21 protein-coding genes, 1 tRNA gene and 1 pseudogene are annotated in these 25,933 nt (G+C 67.6%); 18 read left to right on the forward strand and 5 right to left on the reverse strand.

Going from position 1 to position 25,933, the window contains the following annotated elements; all coding sequences use genetic code 11:
• The first annotated feature begins 82 nt into the window (after window positions 1-82).
• From ACLQI9_RS05145 to ACLQI9_RS05165, 5 genes and pseudogenes are all read left to right on the forward strand, one after another.
• Window positions 83-1,699 (forward strand): peptide ABC transporter substrate-binding protein, encoded by a 1,617-nt coding sequence (locus ACLQI9_RS05145; protein WP_442376181.1) that lies wholly within the window; start codon window positions 83-85, stop codon window positions 1,697-1,699.
• A gap of 1 nt (window position 1,700) precedes the next feature.
• Complete coding sequence (locus tag ACLQI9_RS05150) at window positions 1,701-2,627, forward strand: ABC transporter permease (protein WP_442376183.1); 927 nt, start codon at window positions 1,701-1,703, stop codon at window positions 2,625-2,627.
• On the forward strand, window positions 2,620-3,504 hold the full coding sequence (locus ACLQI9_RS05155; RefSeq protein WP_442391226.1) for an ABC transporter permease: 885 nt from the start codon (window positions 2,620-2,622) through the stop codon (window positions 3,502-3,504). Before ACLQI9_RS05150 ends, ACLQI9_RS05155 begins: the two co-directional genes overlap by 8 nt.
• A gap of 208 nt (window positions 3,505-3,712) precedes the next feature.
• A pseudogene (locus ACLQI9_RS05160) lies at window positions 3,713-5,362 on the forward strand (dipeptide ABC transporter ATP-binding protein); the annotation flags it as partial.
• A 62-nt stretch (window positions 5,363-5,424) separates the two neighbouring features.
• Window positions 5,425-6,177: an oxidoreductase gene (locus ACLQI9_RS05165; protein ID WP_442381296.1), complete on the forward strand. Its 753-nt coding sequence runs from the start codon at window positions 5,425-5,427 to the stop codon at window positions 6,175-6,177.
• Between the two features lie 473 nt (window positions 6,178-6,650).
• On the opposite strand, the gene ACLQI9_RS05170 is transcribed toward ACLQI9_RS05165, so the two are convergent.
• Entirely contained in the window at window positions 6,651-7,499 is an 849-nt protein-coding gene (locus ACLQI9_RS05170) for an HAD-IB family hydrolase (RefSeq protein ID WP_442381298.1), read from the reverse strand.
• Between the two features lie 404 nt (window positions 7,500-7,903).
• Here ACLQI9_RS05170 and ssd point away from each other — a divergent pair, with 404 nt between their 5' ends.
• From ssd to ACLQI9_RS05205, 7 genes are read left to right on the forward strand one after another with little or no spacing between them, the layout of a single operon-like run.
• Window positions 7,904-9,004: a septum site-determining protein Ssd gene (gene ssd, locus ACLQI9_RS05175; protein ID WP_442381301.1), complete on the forward strand. Its 1,101-nt coding sequence runs from the start codon at window positions 7,904-7,906 to the stop codon at window positions 9,002-9,004.
• Window positions 9,001-10,164 (forward strand): TadA family conjugal transfer-associated ATPase, encoded by a 1,164-nt coding sequence (locus tag ACLQI9_RS05180; protein ID WP_442381303.1) that lies wholly within the window; start codon window positions 9,001-9,003, stop codon window positions 10,162-10,164. Before ssd ends, ACLQI9_RS05180 begins: the two co-directional genes overlap by 4 nt.
• Entirely contained in the window at window positions 10,161-10,952 is a 792-nt protein-coding gene (locus tag ACLQI9_RS05185) for a type II secretion system F family protein (protein ID WP_442381305.1), read from the forward strand. Before ACLQI9_RS05180 ends, ACLQI9_RS05185 begins: the two co-directional genes overlap by 4 nt.
• Window positions 10,949-11,539 (forward strand): type II secretion system F family protein, encoded by a 591-nt coding sequence (locus tag ACLQI9_RS05190; RefSeq protein WP_442381307.1) that lies wholly within the window; start codon window positions 10,949-10,951, stop codon window positions 11,537-11,539. The genes ACLQI9_RS05185 and ACLQI9_RS05190 overlap by 4 nt, the downstream gene beginning before the upstream one ends.
• 42 nt (window positions 11,540-11,581) lie before the next feature.
• Window positions 11,582-11,788: a DUF4244 domain-containing protein gene (locus ACLQI9_RS05195; RefSeq protein WP_442381309.1), complete on the forward strand. Its 207-nt coding sequence runs from the start codon at window positions 11,582-11,584 to the stop codon at window positions 11,786-11,788.
• Window positions 11,789-11,811: 23 nt separating this feature from the next.
• On the forward strand, window positions 11,812-12,114 hold the full coding sequence (locus tag ACLQI9_RS05200; RefSeq protein WP_442391228.1) for a TadE family type IV pilus minor pilin: 303 nt from the start codon (window positions 11,812-11,814) through the stop codon (window positions 12,112-12,114).
• Between the two features lie 16 nt (window positions 12,115-12,130).
• Window positions 12,131-12,448: an Rv3654c family TadE-like protein gene (locus ACLQI9_RS05205; protein ID WP_442391230.1), complete on the forward strand. Its 318-nt coding sequence runs from the start codon at window positions 12,131-12,133 to the stop codon at window positions 12,446-12,448.
• On the opposite strand, the gene ACLQI9_RS05210 is transcribed toward ACLQI9_RS05205, so the two are convergent.
• Window positions 12,445-13,482, reverse strand: a complete 1,038-nt coding sequence (locus tag ACLQI9_RS05210; RefSeq protein ID WP_442391232.1) for a PAS domain-containing protein — start codon at window positions 13,480-13,482, stop codon at window positions 12,445-12,447. The two genes, ACLQI9_RS05205 and ACLQI9_RS05210, sit on opposite strands and share 4 nt — an antisense overlap.
• Before the next feature lie 293 nt (window positions 13,483-13,775).
• Window positions 13,776-16,118: a DEAD/DEAH box helicase gene (locus tag ACLQI9_RS05215; RefSeq protein WP_442381317.1), complete on the reverse strand. Its 2,343-nt coding sequence runs from the start codon at window positions 16,116-16,118 to the stop codon at window positions 13,776-13,778.
• A 338-nt stretch (window positions 16,119-16,456) separates the two neighbouring features.
• On the opposite strand from ACLQI9_RS05215, the gene ACLQI9_RS05220 reads away from it, so the two are divergent.
• The 4 genes from ACLQI9_RS05220 to ACLQI9_RS05235 all read left to right on the forward strand — a co-directional run bounded on the left by ACLQI9_RS05220 (window position 16,457) and on the right by ACLQI9_RS05235 (window position 21,068).
• Window positions 16,457-16,660 (forward strand): cold-shock protein, encoded by a 204-nt coding sequence (locus ACLQI9_RS05220; RefSeq protein ID WP_003925183.1) that lies wholly within the window; start codon window positions 16,457-16,459, stop codon window positions 16,658-16,660.
• A 176-nt stretch (window positions 16,661-16,836) separates the two neighbouring features.
• Window positions 16,837-17,415: a hypothetical protein gene (locus ACLQI9_RS05225; RefSeq protein WP_442381319.1), complete on the forward strand. Its 579-nt coding sequence runs from the start codon at window positions 16,837-16,839 to the stop codon at window positions 17,413-17,415.
• Window positions 17,416-17,617: 202 nt separating this feature from the next.
• Complete coding sequence (topA, locus tag ACLQI9_RS05230) at window positions 17,618-20,419, forward strand: type I DNA topoisomerase (RefSeq protein ID WP_442381321.1); 2,802 nt, start codon at window positions 17,618-17,620, stop codon at window positions 20,417-20,419.
• Window positions 20,420-20,672: 253 nt separating this feature from the next.
• Complete coding sequence (locus ACLQI9_RS05235; protein WP_442381323.1) at window positions 20,673-21,068, forward strand: hypothetical protein; 396 nt, start codon at window positions 20,673-20,675, stop codon at window positions 21,066-21,068.
• On the opposite strand, the gene ACLQI9_RS05240 is transcribed toward ACLQI9_RS05235, so the two are convergent.
• The gene (locus ACLQI9_RS05240; protein ID WP_442381388.1) at window positions 21,065-22,714 is read right to left on the reverse strand and encodes an adenylate/guanylate cyclase domain-containing protein; all 1,650 of its coding nucleotides are present in this window, start codon (window positions 22,712-22,714) and stop codon (window positions 21,065-21,067) included. The two genes, ACLQI9_RS05235 and ACLQI9_RS05240, sit on opposite strands and share 4 nt — an antisense overlap.
• Window positions 22,715-22,762: 48 nt before the next feature.
• On the opposite strand from ACLQI9_RS05240, the gene ACLQI9_RS05245 reads away from it, so the two are divergent.
• Together ACLQI9_RS05245 and ACLQI9_RS05250 are read left to right on the forward strand one after the other, a co-directional pair.
• Window positions 22,763-23,959: a DNA polymerase III subunit delta' gene (locus ACLQI9_RS05245; RefSeq protein ID WP_442381325.1), complete on the forward strand. Its 1,197-nt coding sequence runs from the start codon at window positions 22,763-22,765 to the stop codon at window positions 23,957-23,959.
• A 66-nt stretch (window positions 23,960-24,025) separates the two neighbouring features.
• A tRNA-Thr gene (locus ACLQI9_RS05250) sits at window positions 24,026-24,098 on the forward strand.
• Here ACLQI9_RS05250 and ACLQI9_RS05255 read toward each other — a convergent pair.
• Window positions 24,072-25,895 carry a hypothetical protein gene (locus tag ACLQI9_RS05255; protein ID WP_442391254.1) on the reverse strand — a complete coding sequence of 608 codons (1,824 nt, stop codon included), beginning with the start codon at window positions 25,893-25,895 and terminating at the stop codon, window positions 24,072-24,074. The genes ACLQI9_RS05250 and ACLQI9_RS05255 overlap by 27 nt on opposite strands.
• Window positions 25,896-25,933: the final 38 nt, after the last annotated feature.

Here is a 25,933-nt window from a genome sequence, read left to right on the forward strand (position 1 = left end):
TTAAGAAGAAGTTTGCCTGCCGCGGTGGCAACAACCTCTACCGCATTAAGCCGGCCCGGCCGAGGGCTTTAGGGTCGGGCCCATGCGTCGGGTCCGTGCTGCAGCGGCCTTTGTGGCTTGTGCATTCCTAGCCGCGGCGTCGCTGACTGGCTGCGGTGCGGGAAACGTGCGCACCGATGTGGTGATCGTCAACGCCGGTGAGCCGCAGAATCCGCTGGTTCCGACCAATACCAATGACAGCAATGGGGGCCGCATCATCGACCGGCTGTTCGCGGGCCTGATGTCCTATGACGCCAAGGGCAGGCCCGAACTGGAGGTTGCCGAGTCGATCGAGACCAGCGATGACATCAACTACCGGATCACCCTCAAGCCCGGATGGACGTTCAGCGACGGCACACCGGTGACCGCGCACTCCTTTGTGGACGCCTGGAACTACGGCGCGCTGGCCGCCAACGCGCAACTACAGCAGAGCTTCTTCAACCCGATCGCCGGTTTCGACGAAGTGGCTGCGCCCAAACCGGCGGCAACCACAATGTCCGGGTTGCGCGTCGTCGACGACCACCAGTTCACCGTGCAGCTCAAGGCGCCGACCATCGACTTCAAACTGCGGCTTGGGTTTTCGCCGTTTTATCCATTGCCGGCGGCAGCGCTCAAGGATATGACGAGCTTCGGTCAGCACCCGATCGGCAACGGCCCCTACAAGTTTGACGACGCGCCGGGCGGTGCGGCCTGGCAACACAACGTCAAACTGGACCTGGTGCCCAATCCCGGCTACCACGGCAACCGGATCCCGCAGAACAAGGGTCTACGTTTCGTCTTCTACGCCAACCTGGAGACCGCATACGCCGACTTACTGTCCAGCAATCTCGATGTGCTGGACACCATTCCGTCCAGCTTGCTGTCGGTCTACCGCCGAGATCTGGGCGATCGTTACGTCAGTGCGCCGGCAGCGGTGAACCAGACCCTCGACACCCCGCTGCGGCTGCCTCATTTCGGCGGTGAGGAAGGCAGGTTGCGCCGACTGGCGCTCTCGGCGGCCATCAACCGGGCACAGATCTGCCGCCAGATCTATGCCGGAGCGCGTGCACCGGCCCTCGATTTCACCGCGAGTTCGCTGCCCGGTTTCGACCCGCACATCGAGGGCAACGATGCGCTCGACTTCGATCCGGACCGTGCGCGGCGGCTGTGGTCGCAAGCCGATGCCATCGCGAAATGGTCTGGCCGGTATGCGATCGCCTACAACGCCGACGGCGGGCACCAGGAGTGGGTGGACGCGGTGGCCAACAGCATCAAGAACATCTTGGGTATCGACGCGGTCGGTGTGCCGCAGCCCACCTTCGCCACGTTTCGCACCCAGGTCACCACCCGCAGCATCGCCACCGCTTTCCGCGCAGGTTGGCAGGGCGACTTCCCATCGATGCTGGAGTTCTTGGAGCCGCTGTTCGTTACCGGGGCGGGCGCTGATGACGTCGGCTATTCCAACCAGCAATTCGACGCCGCGATCGCCGCGGCCGAAGCCGCGCCCAGCTTGCAGCACTCGTTTGCCCTGGCCAACGCTGCACAGCGAATCCTGTTGCGGGACATGCCCGTCGTGCCGTTGTGGTACACGATCAGCGTGGCCGGCCGATCACCGGCCGTCAGCCACGTCGCACTGACCTGGAACGGCTTGCCTGACTACGAGCACATCGTGAAGGCCTGAGATGGGCTGGTATATCGCTCGACGCGCCGCGATCATGGTTCCGGTCTTTCTCGGGGCCACCCTGCTGATCTACGGCATGGTCTTCTTGCTGCCCGGTGATCCGATCGCCGCCCTCGGCGGTGACCGTCCGCTGAGCCCTGTGGTGGCCGCGCAACTGCGCGCCCAATACCACCTGAACGACCCGTTCTTGATCCAGTACCTGCATTATCTGGGCGGCATCGTGCACGGCGATCTGGGGCGTGGCTACTCCGGGTTGCCGGTCAGTGTCGTTCTGGCCCAGGCGTTTCCGGTGACCATCAGGCTGGCGTTGATTGCCCTGACGGTGGAGGCGGTCCTCGGGATCGGCTTCGGGGTGATCGCCGGGCTGCGGCAAGGCGGGATCTTCGATGCCGCGGTGCTGATCACTAGTCTGTTCGTCATCGCGGTGCCGATCTTCGTGTTGGGGTTCCTGGCGCAGTTCGTCTTCGGTGTCCGGTTGGGCGTCGCCGCGGTCACCGTCGGTGATCAGCCGACATTCGCGCGGCTGCTGCTGCCCGGTGTGGTGCTGGGGTCGGTGTCGTTGGCGTACGTGGTGCGGTTGACCCGCTCTGCGGTGGCCGCCAACGCGCACGCCGACTATGTGCGCACCGCGACGGCGACCGGCCTGTCGCGGCCCAGGGTGGTCACGGTCCACATCCTGCGAAACTCACTGATCCCGGTGGTGACGTTCCTCGGCGCCGATCTCGGGGCGCTGATGGGCGGGGCGATCGTCACCGAGGGAATCTTCAACATCCACGGTGTCGGTGGCGTGCTCTATCAGGCCGTCACCCGCCAGGAGGCACCGACAGTGGTGTCGATTGTGACGGTGCTGGTGGTGATTTATCTGGTGACGAACCTGGTCGTGGATCTGCTGTATGCGGCGCTGGATCCCAGGATCCGCTATGGCTGATCGGGACACCGAAGTGCTTGGCGGCGACGGGTTTTGGCGTGATACCTGGCGGAGTCTGCGGCGACGTCCGAAATTCGTCGTCGCCGCCGCGCTCATCCTGTTCTTTCTTGTGGTGGCGATGTTTCCGGCGTTGTTCACGTCAGCCGATCCCGGCTACGCCGATCCGTATCAGAGCCTGCTCGCACCGTCGGCCGCGCATTGGTTCGGTACCGACCTGCAGGGCCACGACATCTACGCGCGCACGGTTTACGGTGCCCGCGCTTCGATCACCGTCGGCGTTGGTGCCACCCTCGTGGTTTTCGTTGTCGGCGGGGCGCTGGGGGCGCTGGCCGGCTTCTACGGCGGCTGGATCGACGCGGTGGTCTCCCGCGTCGCCGATGTGTTCTTCGGAATCCCGCTGTTGTTGGCCGCCATTGTGTTCATGCAGGTCATGCATCATCGCACCGTATGGACGGTGGTCGCGATTCTGGCGCTGTTCGGTTGGCCGCAGCTGGCCAGAATCGCGCGCGGGGCGGTGCTCGCGGTGCGCGACAACGATTACGTCGTGGCCGCGCAGGCGCTGGGATTGAGCAGGTTCGGGATCCTGATACGTCATGTCGTGCCCAATGCCCTTGGCCCGGTGATCGCCGTCGCCGCCATCTCGCTGGGCCTGTTCATCGTGACCGAGGCGACGTTGTCCTACCTCGGTGTGGGGCTGCCGCCTTCAGTGGTGTCATGGGGCGGCGATATCAACGTGGCGCAGACGCGGCTGCGGGCGGGCTCGCCGATCTTGTTCTATCCCGCTGGGGCCCTTGCGCTTGCGGTACTGGCGTTTTTAATGATGGGTGACGTGTTGCGCGACGCCCTGGATTCCACATCACGAGCGTGGCGGTCATGACCCGCGTCGGCGACGATGCAGAGCGCAGTGATGCGGAGGAGCGGCGCACATGACCCGCGTCGGCGACGATGCAGAGCGCAGTGATGCGGAGGAGTGGCGGTCATGACCCGCGTCGGCGACGATGCAGAGCGCAGTGATGCGGAGGAGCGGCGCACATGACCCGCGTCGGCGACGATGCAGAGCGCAGTGATGCGGAGGAGCGGCGCACATGACCACCGTCGAGCAGCCGCTGCTGAGTGTCGCGGGCCTGGAAGTCAGGTTCGGCGACGACGCTCCCGCCGTGCATAACGTCGAGCTGACCGTGCGCAGCGGTCAGACCGTTGCCGTTGTCGGCGAATCCGGCTCCGGAAAATCGACGACGGCCGCTGCGATTCTCGGCCTGCTGGCGCCCGGCGGACGAATCACCGCCGGCCGCATCGTGTTCGACGGCGTCGACATCACGTCGCCGGATCCGCGACGGCTGCGCTCGATTCGGGGGACTGGCATCGGCTATGTGCCGCAGGACCCGACGACCAACCTCAACCCGGTGTGGAAGGTCGGCTTCCAGATACGGGAGGCGTTGCGCGCCAACAATATCAGCGACACGAGGCAACGATCACTGCAACTGCTCGAGGAAGCCGGAATGTCCGACCCGCCGACTCAGGCGCGACGGTATCCGCATCAGCTGTCTGGCGGGATGTCTCAGCGTGCGCTGATTGCGATCGGGCTGGCCGGCCGCCCGCGCTTGCTGATCGCGGACGAGCCGACGTCTGCACTAGACGTCACCGTGCAGCGGCAGGTGCTCGACCACCTGCGGCATCTGGCCGCGGAACTGGGCACGGCGGTCTTGCTGATCACCCACGATCTCGCGCTCGCGGGCGAGCGAGCCGAGCAACTGACCGTCATGCGCCGCGGCCGCGTAGTAGAAACCGGCGCAGCGCAATCGATCTTGAGCGACCCACAGCATCCCTACACCCGACAGCTGGTTGCCGCGGCACCGCGCGCGGCCGGTGGGACGACGGCTCGACCGCGGACCGGCAATGCAACGTCCGGCGGAGAATCCGACACCGACGTCGGCGATCTCCTGGTTGCCTCCGAGCTCACCAAGGTCTACCGGTCAAGCCGCGGAACACCTTGGCGGAAAGCTGAATTCCGTGCCGTCGACGGCCTGTCGTTTCGTCTGCGCAGAGCGACCACACTGGCCATCGTCGGCGAATCCGGATCTGGGAAATCCACTCTGGCGCGCATGGTGCTGGGTCTGCTTGCGCCGTCCTCCGGGACGGTGACCTTCGACGGCCTTGACGTTGCCGCGCTGAACCGGCGAGCGGCCCTGGGGTTTCGCCGGCGCGTGCAACCGGTCTTCCAAAACCCTTACAGCAGCCTGGATCCGATGTTCACAGTGTTCCGGGCCATCGAGGAACCGCTGCGCATTCACCGCGTCGGTAGCCGCCGCGAGCGGCGCGCGGCTGTGCGAGAGTTGGTCGAGCAGGTGGCGCTTCCGTTGTCGTTGCTGGACCGCCGCCCTCGCGAATTGTCGGGTGGCCAGCGCCAACGGGTTGCGATCGCGCGGGCGCTGGCGTTGCGGCCGGAGGTGCTGGTCTGCGACGAAGCTGTCTCCGCGCTCGACGTCTTGGTGCAGGCGCAGATACTCGAATTGCTTGCCGGGCTGAAGGACGCGCTGGGCCTGAGCTATCTGTTCATCAGTCACGACTTGGCCGTCATCCGGCAGATCGCTGATGAAGTGCTGGTGATGCAAGCCGGCCGGGTGGTTGAACACGCGCCCGCTGACGAGGTATTTACGCAGCCGCGGCACGACTACACCCGGCAACTGCTGGCGGCGATTCCCGGCGGGTCGCCGCGAGAAACCCGCGGCGATCGCAAGGGCGGCGAAGCCGGGCGCGGCGGGTCGCCGCGAGAAACCGAGCCCTATCGTGACAGCTCGTGACTTCTGACCCGTTGGCTCCGCTGATGGAGCTGCCCGGTGTCGCCGCCGCCAGCGACCAGGCCCGGGATGCGCTCGGCCGCGCGCATCGCCATCGGGCCAACCTGCGGCGCTGGCCGGTGACGGCGGCCGAGGCTTCGCTGCGGGCCGCGAGGGCCTCGGCGGTGCTCGACGGCGGGCTGAAACTGGACGAGCAACTGGACGTCTCCGCGACCAGCGACCCGGTATTCGCCGGTGCGATGCGCGTCGCGCAGGCGCTGGAAGGTGGCGAGACCGCCTTGGTCGGCGTGTGGCAGCGGGCGCCGCTGCAGGCGCTGGCACGACTGCATATGCTCGCCGCCGCCGACATGGTCGACGAGAGCCGATTGGGCCGGCCACGCGCCGACGCCGATGTCGGGCCGCGCCTCGAGTTGCTCGGCAAGATCGTCACGGGCGGCACCCGGGCGCCGGCCCCGGTGATCGCCTCGGTCGCGCATGGCGAACTGCTGACCCTGGCGCCATTCGGCAGCGCGGACGGTGTGGTGGCGCGGGCGGTGTCGCGGCTGGTGACGATTGCCACCGGGCTCGACCCTCATGGGCTGGGCGTACCGGAGGTCAGCTGGATGCGTCGTGCGGCCGAGTACCGCGACGCCGCGCGGGGCTTTGCGGCGGGAACGCCCGACGGCATGGCCGCCTGGTTGGTGCTGTGTTGCCGGGCCCTGCGCACCGGCGCGCAAGAGGCGTTCTCGATTGCTGAAGCGCTTGCTGAATAGGTTGCCGAAGCCGCGTCGCGGTGAGCGGTTCAGCGGCCGGCGGTAGCGGTACGGACGAATAAAGCGGGCGACGATCCGAAGGATTTCGGCTCGCCGCCCGCTAGCACGGAACTCGGTTACCAAGCGTGCAACTCTGGGTTGCGTGGGATGGCCTCGGCGATCTTGCGACACTTCCGGCTGCAACCCCACCCAAAGGGCTGTCGACGCCGTCCACTTTTCGCAATTACGCAGGCCCGCAACACTTCTGCCATTATCGCGGCTGTGACTCCGCGTGGGTGCCGGGAACCGTGCTGGGTTGCCCGATTTCGGGAGATTGTGCCTTCTCTTCCGGCTCGATCTTGGCCTCACCGGGCTTCCGTCACTCCTTTGTACTCCGTGACTCGGGTCACATCAAGAGTCAATTGCCGTGAAAACGCTGAAGTGATATCGACCAGTGACCCGGAGAAGTTTGCTGTAGCAGCGACGGCGCGCTGCTACAGCGAGAACCGGCGGAGCAGCGAATACGTCAGCGCGCCGGCGGCCAGCGCGCTGACGCCCACCGCGGCGGTTGTGGCGACCGCGGCTCCCGACGGTGTTCCGATACGGTCGCGCAGCGATACCGGCCGCGAGAATGCCAGCACCGGCCAGCCGCGGGCGGTCGCTTCCCGGCGCAGCGCGCGGTCAGGGTTGACCACGCTCGGATGGCCGACGACTTCGAGCATCGGCAGGTCGGTGATCGAATCGGAGTAGGCGTAGCAGTGTTCGAGCGGGTAGCCCTCACGCGCAGCCAACTCTCGGATCGCCTGCACCTTGCCTTCGCCGTAGCAGTAGAACCCGATCTCTCCGGTGTACTTGCCGTCCTCGACGACCATGCGGGTCGCCATCGCATGGGTGGCGCCGAGCGCACGCGCGATCGGTGCCACCAGCTCCTCGCCGGACGCCGACACCACCACGACATCGCGGCCGCACAGCTTGTGGCTGGCGATCAGGTCCGCGGCCTCGGCGAATACCAGAGGCGTGACGATGTCGTGCAGCGTTTCGCTGACGATCGACTTGACCTGCTGGACATCCCAGCCGGTGCACATGTTGGTCAGATGGATGCGCATCCGGTCCATCTGATCGTGGTCCGCGCCAGAGAGCAGGAACAGAAACTGGGCGTAGCTCGACTTGAGCACGGCGCGGCGGTTGATCAATCCCTGATCGAAGAAAGGTTTGCTGAACGCCAGCGTGCTGGACTTGGCGATGATGGTCTTATCAAGATCGAAAAACGCGGCGGTGCGAGGGCTGGAACCGGTGCCTGTTGGTGATGTTTGCTGGTCAGCGGCCGAGTCCGGGACGGTCACGGCCCCAGCATAGGGGGACCACGCGACAAAACGCGAGGTGGCCCACAAAACACCCGGTCAACCATGGTTCGGTTGCTCGCGACGACCGCGCTGTCCTGGCTGAATATGGCCGAATGCCATGCGTGCAACTTCAAACAGCACTTGCGCCGCGCGATGCTGTCATGTGTATAGTAAGCAGTACTCGGCTTAGCCGAGGGTGTATCAGCCCGACCCCCCGGGGCTTATACACGACGACCCTCGCCTCCTCCCCCCCTGGCGGGGGTCGTCCCTTTTGTGGGGTGAATTCCCGCCGTCGGCGCCGACTTTGACGGGCGCAGGCCGCGAATTGTGCACAGATCGGGCGTTGTCCACAGATCCTCGTTCGGGACTGGCGGCGCAGGATCGCGCCCGGGCACGGTGGGCCAATGACCACCCCTACCGGCACTGGCGGCGCCCGCGGGATCCTGGCTGTCCTGGCCGAATCCGCAATGCGCGATGAGGTCGACCGGGTCGCCGCGGCCGTCGGTGTGCGGGTCGTCCACGCCGGCAGCACATTTCCGATTAGCAGGAAAACGTGGTCGGCGGCCGCAGCGGTGGTGCTCGACGAGGCCGCGGCGGAAGGATGCGCACGCGCTGGACTGCCACGCCGCGCGCACGTGATCGTCGTGACCGGCGGCGAACCGGCGTCGGCGACCTGGGCCGCGGCCATCGAGGTGGGTGCCCGGCACGTGCTCAGGCTGCCCGCACAAGAGCGCGATCTGGTCCGCGGATTCGCCGATGCGGGCGAATTCGCGCGCGACGACGGCGCTCTCGGCCAGGTAGTCGCCGTTATCGGTGGGCGCGGCGGGGCGGGTGCGTCACTGTTTGCGGCCGCATTGGCACAAGTCGCCACCGATCCGTTGTTGGTCGATCTCGACCCTTGGGGTGGTGGCATCGACCTGCTGGTGGGCGGCGAAACCGCCCCGGGCGTGCGCTGGCCCGACCTGGCGTTGCAGGGCGGACGGCTGAACTGGTCGGCGGTGCGCGGGGCGCTGCCGCGACACCGCGGGATCTGCATGCTGTCAGGCACCCGTCGCGGATACGAATTGGACTCCGGGGCCGTGGACGCCGTCGTCGACGCCGGCCGCCGCGGCGGGGCGACCGTGGTCTGCGACCTGCCGCGTCGGTTGACCGACGCCACTCAAACCGCCTTGGACACCGCCGATCTCGTCGTGGTGGTCACCCCGTGCGATGTGCGGGCGTGCGCGGCCACGGCGACGATCGCTGCGGTGCTCATCGGTATCAATCCCAATGTCGGACTGGTCGTACGCGGACCGTCGCCGGGCGGCCTGCGCGCGGAGGAGGTGGCTGCGATCGCCGGCGTACCGCTGTTGGCGGCGATGAGGCCGTACCCGAGGTTGGCCGAGCAACTCGAACACGGTGGTCTGAAGTTCGGGCGGCGCTCTGCGTTGGCGGCGGCGGCCCGCCGGGTTATGGCTGTGCTGCCTGCGCGCCCGGTGGTCCGGTCGGAAGGCCGGGCAGCATGACCGGTTCTCTCATCGACCGGGTGCGTGAGCGGCTGGCGACGGAGTCCGGCCCGCTGCGCCCCATGGTGGTCGCCGACGCGATCCGCGCCGAATCGGGCGGGGTGCTCGGCGACACCGAGTTGCTGAGCAATCTCCGGGTATTGCAGACCGAGCTGACCGGCGCCGGGATCCTCGAGCCACTGTTGTGCGCGGACGGCACCACCGACGTGTTGGTCACCGCACCGGACGCGGTGTGGGTCGACGATGGAAACGGTTTGCGGCGCACCGATGTTCGGTTCGCCGACGAAGCAGCCGTGCGGCGCTTGGCGCAGCGGCTCGCCCTGGCGGCGGGTCGACGTCTCGACGACGCGCAACCATGGGTGGACGGTCAGCTGACCAGGGTGGGCGCCGGAGGTTTCGCGGTCCGGTTGCATGCCGTGCTGCCGCCGGTCGCCGTCGGCGGGACCTGCCTGTCGTTGCGGGTGCTTCGACCGGCCACTCAAGATCTGCCCGCGCTGATCGCGGCGGGTGCCATCGTGCCGACGGCCGCCGCACTGCTCGCCGACATCATCGCGGCCCGGTTGGCGTTTCTGGTGTCCGGCGGCACCGGAGCAGGCAAAACGACGTTGCTGTCGGCGATGCTGAATGCAGTGGCGCCGGACGAGCGGATCGTGTGCGTCGAGGACGCCGCTGAGCTGGCGCCGCCGCATCCGCATCTGGTCAAGCTGGTCGCGCGATGCGCCAACGTTGAAGGCGTCGGCGAAGTCACGGTGCGGCAACTCGTCCGGCAGGCGCTGAGAATGCGGCCGGACCGCATCGTCGTTGGAGAGGTCCGGGGCGCCGAAGTGGTCGATCTGCTCGCTGCGCTGAACACCGGTCACGACGGCGGTGCCGGCACGGTGCATGCCAACAATCCGGGCGAGGTGCCGGCTCGCTTGGAGGCGTTGGGCGCTCTCGGCGGCCTGGATCGTGGCGCGCTGCACAGTCAAGTGGCTGCAGCGGTGCAGGTGCTGTTGCACGTCGCCCGCGACCGCGGCGGGCGGCGGCGACTCAGCGAAATCGCCGTGCTGCGCCAAACTGACGGAAGGGTTGGGGCGGTCACCGTGTGGCACGCCGACACCGGACTGACCGACGAGGTCGCCGGTTTGCGCCGGCTGTTGCAGAGCCGGACAGCGAGATGAGCGCACCGATAGCGGCGCTGGCGTTGTCAGCAGCTGTGCTCGTATTGCCGTCATCGCCGCGTCGACGACTCGCTCGCCCCGACCGCGGCCGCAGCTGGTCGTCGGCGCGGGTCGCCGCATGCTTAGCGGTGTGCGCTGGGGCCGTCGGTGCCATATTGCTGCCGCTGACAACGGTTTACGCTGCCGGGGTGTTCGCCGCTACCGCAGGCCTGCGCTACCGCCGCCGTCGCCGCAGCCGTCGTGCGATGGACGAAAGCCGGGAACTAGAAACCGCGATCGATGTGCTGGTGGGTGAACTGCGGATCGGTGCCCACCCCGCGCAGGCCTTCGCCGTCGCGGCGGACGAAACGGCTGGGCCGGTCGCGCAGTCATGTCGTGCCGTGGCGGCGCGCGCCCGCTTGGGGGCCGACGTCACCGCCGGTTTGAGCGGGGTTGCCGAGGCTTCTGCGCTACCGGCGCAATGGAATCGGCTCGCAGTGTGCTGGCAACTGGCATCGCAACACGGTCTGGCGATGTCCACCCTGATGCGGGCGGCTCAACGCGATATTGCTGAACGACAACGATTCTCGGGGCAGGTGACGTCGGCAATGGCCGGCGCCCGCGCCACGGCGGCCATCCTGGCGGGCCTGCCGGTGCTGTCGGTGGTGCTTGGCCAACTCATCGGCGCGGACCCGGTGGCGTTCCTGCTGGCCGGGCACGCAGGCGGCTGGCTGCTGATGGTCGGGGTGACGCTGGTCTGCAGCGGGCTGCTCTGGTCCGACCGCATCACCGATCGGGCGACATCGTGAGTACGGCGGCGCTGTTGCTGGCCGCCGCTCTATTGAGTGGTGCCCGACCGTCGACGGTGCGGGCGCGCGCCACGCTGGTGACCCGCGCACCCGCGACGCCGCGGCGACCGGTGCGTGGCACCGATCCGCTGGCCGTCGCCTCGAGCCTGGATGTGCTGGCGGTCTGCCTGGCAGCGGGCATGGCAGTGTCGACCGCCGCGGCTGCGACTGCGCCGTCGGCGCCGCCGCTGCTGGCCCGAGTGCTACGGCGCGCCGCCGACCTGCTGGCGCTGGGCGCCGACCCGGGCGTCGCATGGTCGGCACCGCCGGATCTGCCGCCCGGTTCCCTCGAGCCGCAGACCGATGCGTTGCTGCGGCTGGCGCGCCGGTCTTCGGCCTCGGGTGTGGCGCTCGCTGAGGCGGTGGCCTCGCTTGCCACGCAATGTCGACAGGACGCCGCACACATGGCCGCGGCGACTGCCGAGCGAGCCGGGGTGCTGATCGCCGGTCCGCTCGGACTGTGTTTCTTACCCGCGTTCGTGTGCCTGGGCATTATTCCGGTGGTGGCCGGACTGGCCGGCGACTTACTGCGGTCAGGTTTGCTGTGACGGCGCGTATCAGCGCTACACGTGGTAACGGAGGAGGGAATTATGAAGTTAACCAACATGTTTCGTGCGCTACGAGCGCGTGTGACGCTGTTGGCGGTAGACGAGTCCGGGATGTCCACCGTCGAATACGCGATCGGGACGATCGCGGCGGCGGCGTTTGCTGCGATCCTCTACACGGTCGTGACGGGCGACTCCATCGTCTCGGCGTTGACCAACATCATCGCCCGCGCGCTCAACACCAAGGCCTAGTCGACGATGTCGGCGCGAGCACCGTGGAGGCGGCGCTGGGCGTCGCCACGCTGGTCGCGGTGCTGGTGTTGTGCCTGGCCGGGATCACCGCGGTGTCGATGCTGGTCCGCTGCATCGACGCTGCCCGCGAGGCTGCCCGGTTGGCCGCACGTGGCGATGATCGCTCAGCCATCGCGACCGCCGCTGGTATCGCACCGGGCGGCGCCCTGGTGCAGCTGCGTCGCGACGGCGACTTCGTCGTTGCGACGGTCACCGCGCGGTCGAATCTGCTTCCCGCGCTGGGCATCACGGCCACCGGCGTCTCGGCTGTGGAGCCGTCGCAGTGAGCGCGGATCTGCCACCGTGGTCGCGGCCGCGATGGTCGCCGTACTGCTGTCCATCACCGGCGGCGGCGCGTACCTGGGCTCTGCAGTGGTAGCGCGCCACCGGGCCCAGGCGGCGGCCGATCTGGCCGCACTGGCCGCCGCGGCGCGGCTGGCGGCTGGAGCCGAGGCTGCCTGTGCGCAGGCGAAAGCAGTGGCCCGTCAGATGCGGGTAAGCACCACCGGTTGCGACGTGGACGACCTGGACGTCGTCGTCACAGTCGACGTGCGTCTCGCCGTGGGCGGATGGGGCAGCGCCCGGGCCGCCGCCCGGGCAGGCCCGGCCGAGACGGCCTAATCGCCGCTTGGACCCGGATCGGACAGGCCCGCGTCGGCGAGTTCGGTCGCTGTGGGCAACCGCAGTGCGACCAGCCCGGCGAACGTCTCCTGCTCGACTTCCACCCGGTTGACGGTCACATGCACCGGAACCCAGCCGCCGTCGTGGCCCGGCATGCGCAGCACCCCGGTGGTGGCCCCGCCGGCGAACTCGGCGGTCATCGCTGCCATCCTCGCCTGGTCGCTGGGATGTATTCGCAGGGCATCGGTCGCGATACGTCGCCAGTCATAGAAGGGGCACGGCTCGTCGAGCCATTTCAACAGGGTCCAGTTGCTCGGATCGAACAACGCCCGGTGCACGCCGGGCTGCGCCAACCCGTGCAGGATCCGCTGCGCGAGTCGGTCGGTTGGCCGCGCCGGGTCGGCCGATTCGGCGCGCCAATTCATCCCTCGTGCGATGACGTGGTCGCGGCCATCCGGCCCCGGCTCCAGTCCATTGCGAGCGACGAAGCTCACCCGAATGTGATTGCCCTGCCAATCGGTGCCGTCCCAGGTGTCGCACAGGGTCTGCCCTGGTTGGGACTTGACCGCCGCCGCGAGCGCCTTGCCTTCGTTGGGTTTGAGATCACCCGACGGCCAAATGTCCGCGAATGCGCGACGCTCAGGGTCCTCGACCTCGAGATTCCTGCCTATGTTGACCAGCGATTCCGGCGTATCGGTGGCCACTTTGAGGGTCATATCCCATTTCAGCGGGCCCGGGATCGGCCGCTCCGGCGGTTCGGCCTCAGCCGGCCCGCTCCAGATATGCACACCGTGCATGCGGCCGTCGGACATCAACACCGGCTCGGTGCGGATCACCCGGTGACTTTTGGGTGTGATGCTGACCAGGCTTTGGCCGGTTTGCAACGACTCGGCGATTGCGCTCTGGATGGCAGCAAGGTGCGGATTACGCCGCAGAAACGTGGTAACCGGGACGAGATTTTTCAATTGACGGCCTAGCGCTACTACGGCCGGTTCCTTGCCCAGCGTTTCCACAAGCAGCCAGTCGGAGGCCATACCTCGACATTTTACTGGTCATCCAGCGGATAACTCGTTGCCTCCCTGCCCAATCCGGCGACATTTGACGGCGGTCAACCTAAGGGTGACCTTTACACGTCAGCCGGTGACTTGCACAGGTTAGCGCGGCCGGGTATTTTGCTGCTGCACCCATTGGGATCGCGAACGGATTGCGTTGTCCGACCGTTCGCCGCACTGCTTCGTAATTTCGGCATGTGCGCGTTTCTTCGGCAGTGAGGAAAAGCGCTGCCACGACACAGACGCGTGGAGGGCGACCGTCGAGGGGTCGGTCGTCATCGGTATGTCTCGCCCTCGTGAGTCAGCGCTGTGAGCAGCAAGCGCAACACGCGCACAGCCCCGGCTTTATCCAGTGGTTCGTTACCGCTGCCGCATTTCGGTGACTGCACGCAGGACGGGCATCCCGACGGGCATTCGCATGCCTCGATAGCGGCAGCGGTAGCGCCCAGCCAGGTGCTCGCCCGGCGGAAACCCTGCTCGGCGAAGCCCGCCCCGCCCGGATAGCCGTCATAGACGAAGACGCTGGGCAGTCCGTCCCATTCGGGGCCCACCGGGGTGGACAAACCGCCGATGTCGCCGCGGTCACAGCTGGCCACCAGGGGGAGCAGTCCGATCGCGGCGTGCTCGGCGGCGTGCAGCGATCCGGGGATCTGCGGCGCGTCGATCCCATTGCGGCTCAGGGCCTCCGGTGTGATGGTGTACATCACCGCGGTGGTGGCCAGGGTGTGGGCCGGCATATCCAGCTCGATGAAGTCGATCACCTCCCCGCTCAGCCGACGGCGCAAGTAGCCGACGACTCGACTGGTGACGCTGACCGGTACCAGGCCCAGCGTGACCGATCCGAAGACTCGGCGTTCACCCTCTCCGGTGACCGCGATGTCGGTGAGTTCTCTTGCGAACGTGGCATATCCGGGATCTTCGCCGTGAACGAAAGCCATGCCCTCTTCGAAGTCCAGCGAATCGACAACGTAACTCTCACCCTGGTGCAGGTATACCGCCCCGGGGTGCACCGAAGCGGCGGCCTGGCCGACACCGGCGGTCCCCAGCAACCGTCCGGTCTCGCTCTCCACGATGACGATCTGGCCGCCCGTCGACCCCCGAATGTCCACCGCCGGATGCGGATCCACGCCCGGCGCCGGGTAGTACCTGCCGGAACGTCGCCGCAGCAGCCCGTCGTCGACCAGCGCCTCCGCCACCTCCACAGCGCCCAGTGTGCGCACCTCGGCTTCGTCTAACGGCAACTCCGTTGCAGCACAGAGTAACTGCGGGCCGAGGATGTACGGGTTGGCCGGATCGATCACCACGCGCTCGATCGGCTTATCCAACAGTGCGGCGGGGTGATGCACCAGATAGGTGTCCAGTGGATCGTCACGGGCGACCAGCACGACCAGCGCGCCCTGACCACGTCGCCCGGATCGGCCGGCCTGCTGCCAAAACGACGTGACTGTTCCGGGAAAGCCGGCCAGCACCACCGCGTCGAGCCCTGCGATATCGACACCCAGCTCCAGCGCGTTCGTGGTGGCGAGACCTCGCAGCTGCCCGTCGACCAGTGCGCGTTCCAGCGCGCTGCGGTCCTCGGGCAGATAACCTGCCCGATAAGACGCCACCTTCTCGGTCAGCTCCGGGGCAATGTCCTCCAGTCGCGCACGAGTTGCCAGCGCGGTCAATTCGGCGCCCCGACGCGATCGGACAAATGTCAAAGTGCGCGCCCCTTCGGCCATTAGGTCGGCCATCACTCGCGCAGCCTCGCTACCGGCGGACCGCCGGACCGGAGCGCCGTTTTCACCGACGAGGTCCGTGCGCAAGGCCGGCTCCCACAACGCCACCGTACGGGCGCCTTGTGGCGAGCCGTCCTCGGTGATCTCTTCGACCGGCTGGCCGATGAGCTCGGCGGCAGTTGCACCAGGCGCGGCCGTTGTCGCACTGGCGAAGATCACCGTCGGCGTCGCGGCCGGGTCCGCGGAGTAGCGCGCGCACAGTCGCAGCAGGCGGCGCAGAACCATTGCCACGTTCGAGCCGAAAACACCGCGGTAGTAATGGCATTCGTCGATGACCAGATAGCGAAGGCCACGCAGGAACACCGCCCACCGGGCGTGGTTGCGCAGCAGCGCCAAGTGGACCATATCGGGGTTGGAGAACAGCCACCGGGAGCGCTCCCGCGCGAACCGACGCACCTCGGCAGGACTGTCGCCGTCGTAGGCCGTGGGCGCGACGTCACCCAGCCGGGGCACCGCCGCGGTCAGCGCATGCGCGGCGCGCAACTGGTCGTGGCCAAGCGCTTTCGTCGGCGACAGGTAGAGCGCCCGGGCCCGCGGATCGATCGCCAGCGCGTTCAGGATGGGGAGTTGATAGGCCAGCGATTTCCCCGACGCCGTGCCGGTGCTGATAACCACGTGACGGCCGGCATGGGCCAGGTCCGCCGCCTCAACCTGATGTGCCCACGGCGAGCTGACACCGCGATCGGTGAACGCGCGCACCACGTCCGGCTCGGCCCATGCCGGCCACGGGCGTCGGCGGCCGAGCCTTGGTGGCAGCTCGGCGACGTGGCGCAGCGGATGGTCTCCCGGTTCGCTGCCGGCGACCGCGGCGGCGAGCAGTTCGCTGCCGAACGTCACCATGTTTCCGCTCCTCCTGACGTGAACCAATTGCCGAATACCTCGACCGGCGGCGGGCCTGCGGCCAGCGGTTTCGGCTTCGCACCTGAATTGTTTACCTCTTGGTAGCTGAATTGATCACCTGAGGCTGTCGCAGACGCGATGAACATGATTGACTGTTTGCGGTCGCAGCTTCTGTGTTCGTGTAAAACTTTCGCAGGATCGACGTTGCGGCCGCGGTTCCTGCGAGGTTGTAGGTCGGGTGAAGTTCCGGCGACTCGGCAAGGTCTAGCGGTCGGAACGGGGCCCGGGGCACCGAAAGGCGGTGCACCGCACCCGAGAAGTAAAGGAAACATCAAGAAATGCCACAGGGAACTGTGAAGTGGTTCAACGCGGAGAAGGGATTCGGCTTCATCGCCCCCGAGGACGGTTCGGCCGACGTGTTTGTCCACTACACGGAGATCCAGGGATCCGGCTTCCGCACCCTTGAGGAGAACCAGCGGGTCGAATTCGAAGTCGGCCAGAGCCCCAAGGGTCCCCAGGCCACCGGCGTCCGCTCAATCTGAGCAGCCTCTAACGACAACCCCCCGCGCGGTCCGGAGTTACCGGGTTCGGTCGGGGGGTTCTCGCTGTGGTCGCCCGGCCGCTGCGCAAAGCACGCGGCCGGCGGCCACCATTGCCCGGCTACAGTGCGCGCCGTGTCACGGCGCACAACGTCATCCGGGCGCTTAGTGTCGGTGATGTGAGCCAGCTGTCCTTCTTCTCGGCGGAGTCGGTGCCGCCTGCGGTCGGCGACCTCACCGGGGTGCTGGCCGCCGCGGGCCAGATTGTGACGGTCGGCGATGGAGCCAGGCTGTCGGTGGTCGTCGATCAGCCCTGGCGGGCGGAGGCGCTGGCCGAGATGATCGACGAGGCCGGTTTGGTGGCCGAAATCACCCAGACTGACGAAAACACTCCGCTGGTACGGACCACAGTCGACGTGCGGCTACGTTCCATCGCCGGCGATTGGACGCGCGGCGCGGTGAAGACCGTCCCCCCGCTGTGGTTGCCGGGGCCGCGGGAGCTGCGGGCCTGGATCCTGGCGGCGGGCAACCCGGAAGCCGACCGTTATCTGCTCGGACTGGATCCGCACGCACCGGACACCCACTCACCGCTGGCGTCGGCGCTGATGCGGGTCGGGATAGCACCGACGCTGATCGGCACTCGCGGAGCCCGGCCGGCGCTGCGGATCAGCGGCCGCCGCAGGCTATCGCGCCTAGTAGAAAGCGTTGGGGAACCCCCTGACGCCGCAGCGGCGTTGCCCTACTGGCCGCACGTTTAGCGGCAATTTGATGGGCTCTAAACGGGGGGTCGGTTTGCGTCGGCCCATCCCGGGTGCCACATTGTCAGGTGTCTGCACGGCCGAACGGGCACCGCAGAACCTAAATTTCAGGAGCCGGCCGGTCGCTGGACCTGCGCCGGCGGGACTGGCTCGGGGGCCTGGAGATGCCTCGGGGAGAAGTGGAAAGTGAGCGTAACCGCAGGTGGCTGAAGCCGACCGGGCTGGCCCTGTCAATGGGCGGGGCAATGGAACCACGCGGCGACTCGTTATCGTCGAGTCGCCGACGAAGGCGCGCAAATTAGCCGGCTACCTGGGCGCGAACTACGTCGTGGAGTCCTCGCGAGGTCACATTCGCGACCTGCCGCGGGCGGCGGCCGACGTGCCCGCGAAGTACAAGTCGCAGCCGTGGGCCCGGCTCGGGGTGAACGTCGACGCCGACTTCGAGCCGCTCTACATCATCAGCCCGGACAAGAAGAGCACGGTCAGTGAACTCAAAGGCTTGCTTAAAGACGTCGACGAGCTCTATCTGGCCACTGACGGCGACCGCGAGGGCGAGGCCATTGCCTGGCATCTGCTGGAGACGCTGAAGCCCAACATTCCGGTCAAGCGCATGGTCTTCCACGAGATCACCGAACCGGCGATCCGCGCGGCTGCCGAACACCCACGTGACCTGGACATCGACCTGGTCGACGCCCAGGAGACCCGCCGGATTCTGGATCGGCTGTACGGCTACGAGGTCAGCCCGGTGCTGTGGAAGAAGGTCGCACCCAAGCTGTCGGCGGGCCGGGTCCAGTCGGTGGCCACCCGCATCATCGTGCAGCGTGAGCGCGACCGCATGGCGTTCCGCAGCGCTGCGTACTGGGACGTGGTCGCCGAACTGGACGCCAGCGTGTCCGACCCGAAGGCCCAGCCGCCCACCTTCACCGCGCGACTGACCAACGTCGACGGGTTGCGGGTGGCGACCGGACGCGACTTCGACTCGCTGGGCGCCGTGCGCAAGCCCGACGAGGTCGTGGTGCTGGACGAGTTTCGCGCCAATGAGCTGGCCGCGGGTTTGCGCGGCGCGCAGCTGACCGTGGCCTCGGTGGAGGAAAAGCCCTACACCCGTCGTCCGTATCCGCCGTTCATGACCTCGACGCTGCAACAGGAAGCCGGCCGCAAGCTGCGGTTCTCCTCAGAGCGGACGATGAGCATCGCGCAGCGGCTCTACGAGAACGGCTACATCACTTATATGCGGACCGACTCGACGACGCTGTCGGAGTCGGCGATCAACGCCGCGCGCACCCAGGCCCGCCAGCTCTACGGCGAGGAGTACGTCTACCCGTCGCCCCGGCAGTACACCCGCAAGGTGAAAAACGCCCAGGAAGCGCACGAAGCGATCCGGCCGGCCGGTGACACGTTCGCCACTCCGGACGCGGTGCGCCGCGAACTCGACGGCGACGACTTCCGGCTTTACGAGCTGATCTGGCAACGCACGGTGGCCTCGCAGATGGCCGACGCCCGCGGCACGACGCTGAGCCTGCGGATCGGCGGCCAATCGGGAAGCCAGCAGGTGGTGTTCTCTGCCAGCGGGCGCACGATCACCTTCGCGGGCTTCCTCAAGGCCTACGTGGAAACCGTGGACGAACTGGCCGGCGGCGAAGCCGACGACGCCGAGCGGCGGCTGCCACACCTGAGCGAGGGGCAGCGGCTGGACGCCACCGAACTCACCCCCGACGGCCACTCCACCAACCCGCCCGCGCGCTACACCGAGGCCTCTCTGGTCAAGGCGCTCGAAGAGCTCGGCATTGGCCGCCCGTCGACCTATTCGTCGATCATCAAGACCATCCAGGACCGCGGCTACGTGCACAAGAAGGGCAGCGCCCTGGTGCCGTCGTGGGTGGCGTTCGCCGTCACCGGGCTGCTGGAACAGCATTTCGGGCGGCTGGTCGACTACGGATTCACCGCCGCGATGGAAGACGAGCTCGACGAGATCGCTTCGGGTAACGAGCATCGCACCAACTGGCTCAACAACTTCTACTTCGGCGGCGACCATGGCGTGCCCGACTCGGTAGCCCGATCCGGCGGGCTGAAAAAGCTGGTCGGGGTCAATCTCGAAGGGATCGACGCTCGGGAAGTCAACTCCATCAAGCTTTTTGACGATGCCGAAGGACGCACCATCTCTGTGCGGGTGGGCAAGAACGGGCCCTACTTGGAACGGATGGTACTTGGCGACGACGGGGAGCTGAAACCGCAGCGGGCCAACCTCAACGACACGCTCACCCCCGATGAGCTGACCTTAGAGGTGGCCGAGCAGCTTTTCGCCGCACCGCAGGAGGGCCGCACGCTCGGCGTGGATCCGGAGACCGGCCACGAGATCGTCGCCAAAGACGGTCGCTATGGGCCATATGTCACCGAGATCCTGCCGGAGCCGCCCAATGACCCCGACGGCCCCGCTGATCAGGGGGCCAAGAAGGGCAAGAAACCCACCGGGCCCAAGCCGCGCACGGGTTCGCTGCTGCGCAGTATGGATTTGCAGACCGTCACGCTCGACGACGCGCTGAAACTCCTGTCGCTGCCCCGCGTCGTCGGTGTCGATCCTGACTCTGGTGAGGAGATCACCGCGCAAAACGGGCGTTATGGCCCATACTTGAAGCGCGGCAACGACTCTCGCTCGCTGGCCACCGAAGACCAGATGTTCGAGATCACTCTCGAGGAAGCGCTGAAGCTCTATGCGGAGCCGAAACGTCGTGGTCGGCAGGGCGCCGCGGCACCGCCGCTGCGTGAGCTGGGCAACGACCCGGCGTCGGGCAAGCAGATGGTGATCAAGGACGGCCGGTTCGGCCCGTACGTCACCGACGGCGAGACCAACGCCAGTCTGCGCAAAGGCGACGACGTGTTGTCGATCACCGATGAGCGCGCGGCGGAACTACTGGCCGACCGGCGGGCCCGGGGCCCGGTGAAACGGACGGCCAAGAAGACCGCGCGCAAGAGTCCGGCGAAAAAGGCGGCCAAGCGCACCTGATGGCCCGGCTCTCCCGGTTCCCCCACCTCGGGCCGCTGGCACGGCCCGCATCGTCGGCAGGCGGCTGAAACCCCTGCTCCGGGGCGCTCCGGGGCGTGGAGGGCGCCGGACACGCGAGCGCGTCGCGGCATCGCGTCTCCTCAGGTTTCTTTTTTCCAGTTTTTTGCTTAAAAACTGGTGATTCTCAGCCTGTTCTCAGGTAGAGTAACGCTATGTCCGCTGTGAACCGGTCACGGTGGCACCTAGGAGAGCCATGCGATCCGCTGCACGATACTGCTTAACCGCAGGTATTGCGCTCGGTGGCGTCAGCATCATCATCGCAGCGCCAGCGGCGCCGCCGCTACGTGACATTGAGGTGCCCGCGGTGCAACTCTCCGGGAACACGCACGACAACCCGGATGCGAACAGCCCGTCCGTCGGCGACTTGTTGCAGGTCATGTACGGGTTGGAGACCCCGGTGGTGGTGCAGAACATCACCGAGTCCGACGCCCCGAACGGCGACCAGCCGTCTAGCGTGCCGGGCCTCAGCGACCTGTTGAACCTCGGTACCGACCCCGCCGGGCAGCCCGGGAAGACGTCTGTGGACATCGGCCCGCTGACGCCGGGCGACCTCACTGCAGTGCCGACTAGCCCGCCGCCGGGCAGCTAGCCGATTTCGCTGGACACCTCCTCCGGTGCGGCAAGGTTGAGCGGCCGCGCCAGTTGAGTGGGGGCGTTGCGTCCGCGCAGCGCGACGACTTCGGCAACGTCCCAGCACAAGGCTTCGGCGTCAAGCGCGCCGCTGACCGCGACGGCCGAGGCCAGCACGTGGCCGTCTTCAAGCTTGGCGAGCTCGGTGAGCCGCGCGGCCTCGTTGACCGGATCACCGATCACTGTGTACTCGAAACGGGCCTGCGCGCCGATGTGGCCGGCGATGGCGCGCCCGGAGGACACCCCGATGCCGAACTCCGCGGAGCCGATCACCGGGAGCAGCTCGTCGTGCAGCTCACGGGCCGCTGCCAGTGCGCCGCCAGACGCGTCGGGGTGCTCGATCGGTGCGCCGAAGATGGCCAGTGCGGCATCGCCCTGGAATTTGTTGACGAAACCACCGTGCCGGCCGACGGTGTCGACCACCACGCGGAAGAACTCGTTGAGCAGCAGGACCACCTCTGCGGGCGGTCGTGTCGCCGCGAGCTTGGTCGAGCCGACCAGATCGACAAACAGCACCGCGACATCGCGCTCCTGGCCGCCCAATTCGGTGCCGCGCTCTAATGCCCGGCGAGCGACGTCCTCACCCACGTAGCGGCCGAACAGGTCGCGCAGCCGCTGCCGCTCGGACAGGTCGCGCACCATGTCGTTGAAGCCGGCCTGCAGCAGCCCCAACTCGCTGGCGTCGTAAATCTGCATGTGCGCGTTGTAGTTACCGCGCTGTACCTCGCCGAGGGCCCAGCGCAACTGGCGCAGCGGGTCGGCGATCGACATGGCTACCAGCAGCGTGCTGGCCAGCCCGATGCCCAGCGCCAGCAGCGCCAGTAGCAGGATCGGGTTCAACAGCTTCTCCGGCGGCCCATGAAGGTACGCAGCCTTGTCTCCCACCACGGCCAGCACGATCGCCAGCAACGGCACCCCGGTGGAGAGCGCCCAGGTGAGCATCTGGCGCCCGATGACACCCGATGCCCGGATGTTCTCCGGCAGCCCGCCGCGCAGGGCGGCAACGGCCACCGGACGCAGCACCCGCTCGGACTGCAGATAGCCGATGATCGCGGTGGCAGTGGCACCCAGGGCGATGGCGACGGCCACCACCGGCGCGGCGTGCCCGGCCACCGGCCAGCTGGCGATGATGAAGACCGTGCCGCCGATGCACCAGGACGCCAAGTTGATCACCGTGCGATAGAAGGGCGTCCGCAGCGCGCGGCTGCGGGCCAGCTCGGTGGCGGCGGGGTCGGTGTCGGTGTCGGTGAGCAGAGCATCGCGGCGCTGCCACCGGAACACCGGCACCAGCAGCCGCGCGCTGATCGCGGTTCCGAGTAGGAACAGCAGGACGATCGATCCGGTGAAGGCGGCCAGGTTGAGGGCCGGCAGTTCTTGCAGTTCGATGCGGTCTTCGGGTGGCAGCCCGTAACGCAGGAAGCCCAGCACCAGCAGTGCGCCGATGATGTCGGCCTGCAGCTGGCTCAGCGTAAAAACCGGCCACGGCGTGCGCACAAACCATTGGACGAATGCGCTGATCCGCCCGGGGAGTGCTGCTGCCGTGCTCACCAAACCACCGTATCGGTCGTCGGCGACGAAAAAGTAGCCAAAACGTTCCGTGCACAGCCGCTTGTGTTGCGGGGACGTCAGCGGTGACCAGTACTGTTGCCGGTGATGTCGCGGGTATTCACACGGCTGGTTGGCCAGGAGTCGGTCGAAGCCGACCTGGTGGCCGCCGCCGAGGCGGCCCGCGGTGATTCGGCTCACACCGCCGCGATGACGCATGCCTGGCTGATCACCGGCCCACCCGGCTCGGGGCGCTCGGTGGCGGCGCTGTGCTTTGCCGCTGCGTTGCAGTGCAGATCGGCCGGCGTGCCCGGCTGCGGAGAATGCCGTGCCTGCACTACGACGATGGCCGGCACGCACGCCGACGTTCGCCGCGTCATCCCCGAGGGGCTGTCCATTGGCGTCGACGAGATGCGTGCGATAGTCCAGATCGCGTCTCGCCGGCCGAGCACCGGCCGCTGGCAGATCGTGCTGATCGAGGACGCGGACCGGCTGACCGAAGGCGCAGCGAATGCTTTGCTGAAAGTGGTCGAGGAGCCGCCGCCATCCACGGTGTTTCTGCTCTGCGCGCCGTCGGTTGATCCCGAGGACATCGCGCTCACGCTGCGCTCCCGCTGCCGGCATATCGCGCTGGTGACTCCCTCGCCGGAGGCCATCGCTCAGGTATTGATCGACGGCGACGCTCTGACGGCCGAGACCGCGACCTGGGCTGCGTCGGTCAGTGGCGGCCACGTCGGGCGGGCGCGGCGGCTGGCAACCGATCCGGAGGCGCGCGAGCGGCGGTTGCAGGCGTTGAGTCTGGCCCGCGACGCGGCCACCCGATCGAAGGCCTACGCTGCCGCCGAGGCGCTGGTGGCCGCGGCCGAGGCCGAGGCGGCGGTGCTGACCGCCGGGCGCGACGAGGCCGAAACCGAGGAGCTGCGCACTGCGCTGGGCGCGGGAGGCACCGGCAAGGGCACTGCCGGCGCGTTGCGCGGAGCCACCGGCGCGATCAAAGACCTTGAGCGACGGCAGAAGTCGCGTCAGACTAGGGCGTCGCGGGATGCCCTAGACCGCGCCCTGATCGACCTCGCGACCTACTTTCGCGACGCGCTGTTGGTGGCCGCCAATGCCGGAGTTGTGCGGCGCAACCACCCCGACATGGCGGAGCCCATCGCGGCGATGTCCGCACACGTCCCGCCAGAGCGGTTGCTGCGTTGCATCGAAGCTGTGCTGGAGTGCCGCGAAGCGCTGGCTGTCAACGTCAAGCCCAAGTTCGCCGTCGACGCCATGGTCGCCACGATCGGCCAGGCACTGCGCGATTGACGACGCCCGGCTGAAGTTGGGTGCGCAAGTCGCGCTGCCGTAGACTCGTGCCGCCCGGCAGGGCACGCCACCTTAGCTCAGTCGGTAGAGCGGCTCACTCGTAATGAGCAGGTCAGGAGTTCGATTCTCCTAGGTGGCTCGATCGTGGCGCGGCATAGCCCACCGGCCCGGCCGCGACGCAGACCGCGAGCGCGGCCGTGTCGGCTCGCACCGTGATGGCATTGCCCGCGCCGGGCAGCCGGACAAAGACCCGGTTGAGCCCCGGATGCACCGGAACCTTTCTGTCGGGCCCCTCGGACAGCGACAGCGTCATCGAGCCGTCGCTGTTGGCCAGATAGTTGATCTCGGTGGTCCAATCCGTCGGCAGCAGTGGGCCGCTGAGACCGAGTCGCACCGGCCGGTCCGGCTGAACGAAGTAGCCGCACTGCGGCACCGGCCCCGGCAGGATCGTGCGGACCCAGGTCACTTGCGCGTCGGCTAATCGGCCTGAGCTGTCCAGTATTCGCAATTGCGTTGTTGCCGAAGCGAATTCCGGGCGGTCCCGCAGCAGCGCGAACATGTGGCTCGCGAGGTTCTCCGGCCAGGCCACCCGACCCAACACCAGCGGATCGACCTCTTGATCCAGCAGCGGCGCATTCGAGGCCGCGTGCGCGGCGGCCAAACCACGGCGGGCATTCTGCAGGTAGGGCTCGGCGGGGTTGTCCCGCCAGGAGGTCAGAAACGTCGCCGTCGAATACCAGCTGCTGGCCACGAAGGCCGCCGCCACAGCGGTCGTCACCACTGCGCGGCCCGCGGACACGTCCAGCCAGTGTGACGACGGACGGTTCGGTGCGCAGAACCCGACCGCGGCCAGCAGCGCCAGAACTACGACGAGATCGGGGAAATATCGCAACGTCTGGGCCAGTTCGAGAGCGGTGAACCGCGATGAGCGCATCAGATAGATCGGCACTTGGCAGGCGACGACGTATCCGGCCGCAGTTAGCCAGAGCGGGACAATGCGCCGTTTGCGGGCCAGCGTGACCACCAACGCCGCGGCCAGCACCAGCCAGCCGAGCACCCTGGCCGCCAGCGGCGGGGTAGCCCACGGCGAGGCCGGTGCCCAGCGCGCCCAGGCCCACGGCCCTCCGGCCAAACCGGGAACGATCCCGTGAGTGACCGAGCGACGCAGCAGATCCCACGTCATCGGCAGATCTGAACTCCACCGCTGTTGGTTGACCACGACCACATAGACCGCGATCCACGCGGCGGTCAGCGCCAGCGACACCGTCCACAGCCGAATCCCCGCCCGCCACACCGCTGAAACCGCTGCCAGCGCCCCGCGATCACCGTGTACGTGGCGCAGCAGTGCGGCAATCGCGAACGCGGCGAAGGGAATCACCGCCGCCTTTTCGAAGAACAACAGCCCACCGAGGTAGACCAGCACGCCGCTCACCGCGTAGCGCTGGTCGCGGGTTCGGATCAGCATGATCGCATCGGCGCAGACCCAGGCCAGCGCGGCCAGCATCGGCAGCGAGTTCAGTGCCGCCGCCCACCATGCAAATCCCGGAACACCCAACGGCGTGAACAGCGCAAAGGTCAAGGGAATGAGCAGGACCGGCCGCCAGCCCAGGATCACATGCAGCGCCCGCAGCAGCGCCAGCGAAGCCAACGATTGCAGCACCAGCAGGCTGATGGCGGGTCCGGTCCAGCTCAACGGCGCCAGCCGGGTGATCGCGCCGGCAACCAGGAAGGCCGCCGGCATCACGTGGCCGTCGTGGTCGTCGAACAGATACGACGGCGACAGCAGGCCGTGCGTGCCGGCCCGGCCGACCAGGATCAGGTCATCCCAATAGAAGTAGCCCCGAAACGCCAGCACCGCGCGGATCACCAGCTGCACCGCGATCAGCGCGGCCGCCGCCAGCGCGACCTTCGGAATTCCGGCCAGGCTGGCGGGCATCCGCGCCGCCGACAGAATCCGGGCAGCCCGTCGGTATG

The organism is Mycobacterium sp. (genome assembly GCF_052143115.1).
Lineage (GTDB): Bacteria > Actinomycetota > Actinomycetes > Mycobacteriales > Mycobacteriaceae > Mycobacterium.

Bases quoted from the DNA above. Each gene is read 5' to 3' on its own strand.
- ACLQI9_RS05245 (WP_442381325.1), top strand. From the start codon at position 22,763: ATGTCGCGGGTATTCACACGGCTGGTTGGCCAGGAGTCGGTCGAAGCC.
- ACLQI9_RS05180 (WP_442381303.1), top strand. From the start codon at position 9,001: ATGACCGGTTCTCTCATCGACCGGGTGCGTGAGCGGCTGGCGACGGAG.
- ssd (WP_442381301.1), top strand. From the start codon at position 7,904: ATGACCACCCCTACCGGCACTGGCGGCGCCCGCGGGATCCTGGCTGTC.
- ACLQI9_RS05215 (WP_442381317.1), bottom strand. From the start codon at position 16,118: ATGGTGACGTTCGGCAGCGAACTGCTCGCCGCCGCGGTCGCCGGCAGC.
- ACLQI9_RS05220 (WP_003925183.1), top strand. From the start codon at position 16,457: ATGCCACAGGGAACTGTGAAGTGGTTCAACGCGGAGAAGGGATTCGGC.
- ACLQI9_RS05155 (WP_442391226.1), top strand. From the start codon at position 2,620: ATGGCTGATCGGGACACCGAAGTGCTTGGCGGCGACGGGTTTTGGCGT.
- ACLQI9_RS05195 (WP_442381309.1), top strand. From the start codon at position 11,582: ATGAAGTTAACCAACATGTTTCGTGCGCTACGAGCGCGTGTGACGCTG.
- ACLQI9_RS05235 (WP_442381323.1), top strand. From the start codon at position 20,673: ATGCGATCCGCTGCACGATACTGCTTAACCGCAGGTATTGCGCTCGGT.
- ACLQI9_RS05150 (WP_442376183.1), top strand. From the start codon at position 1,701: ATGGGCTGGTATATCGCTCGACGCGCCGCGATCATGGTTCCGGTCTTT.
- ACLQI9_RS05210 (WP_442391232.1), bottom strand. From the start codon at position 13,482: ATGGCCTCCGACTGGCTGCTTGTGGAAACGCTGGGCAAGGAACCGGCC.
- ACLQI9_RS05185 (WP_442381305.1), top strand. From the start codon at position 10,161: ATGAGCGCACCGATAGCGGCGCTGGCGTTGTCAGCAGCTGTGCTCGTA.
- ACLQI9_RS05145 (WP_442376181.1), top strand. From the start codon at position 83: ATGCGTCGGGTCCGTGCTGCAGCGGCCTTTGTGGCTTGTGCATTCCTA.
- ACLQI9_RS05255 (WP_442391254.1), bottom strand. From the start codon at position 25,895: ATGCCCGCCAGCCTGGCCGGAATTCCGAAGGTCGCGCTGGCGGCGGCC.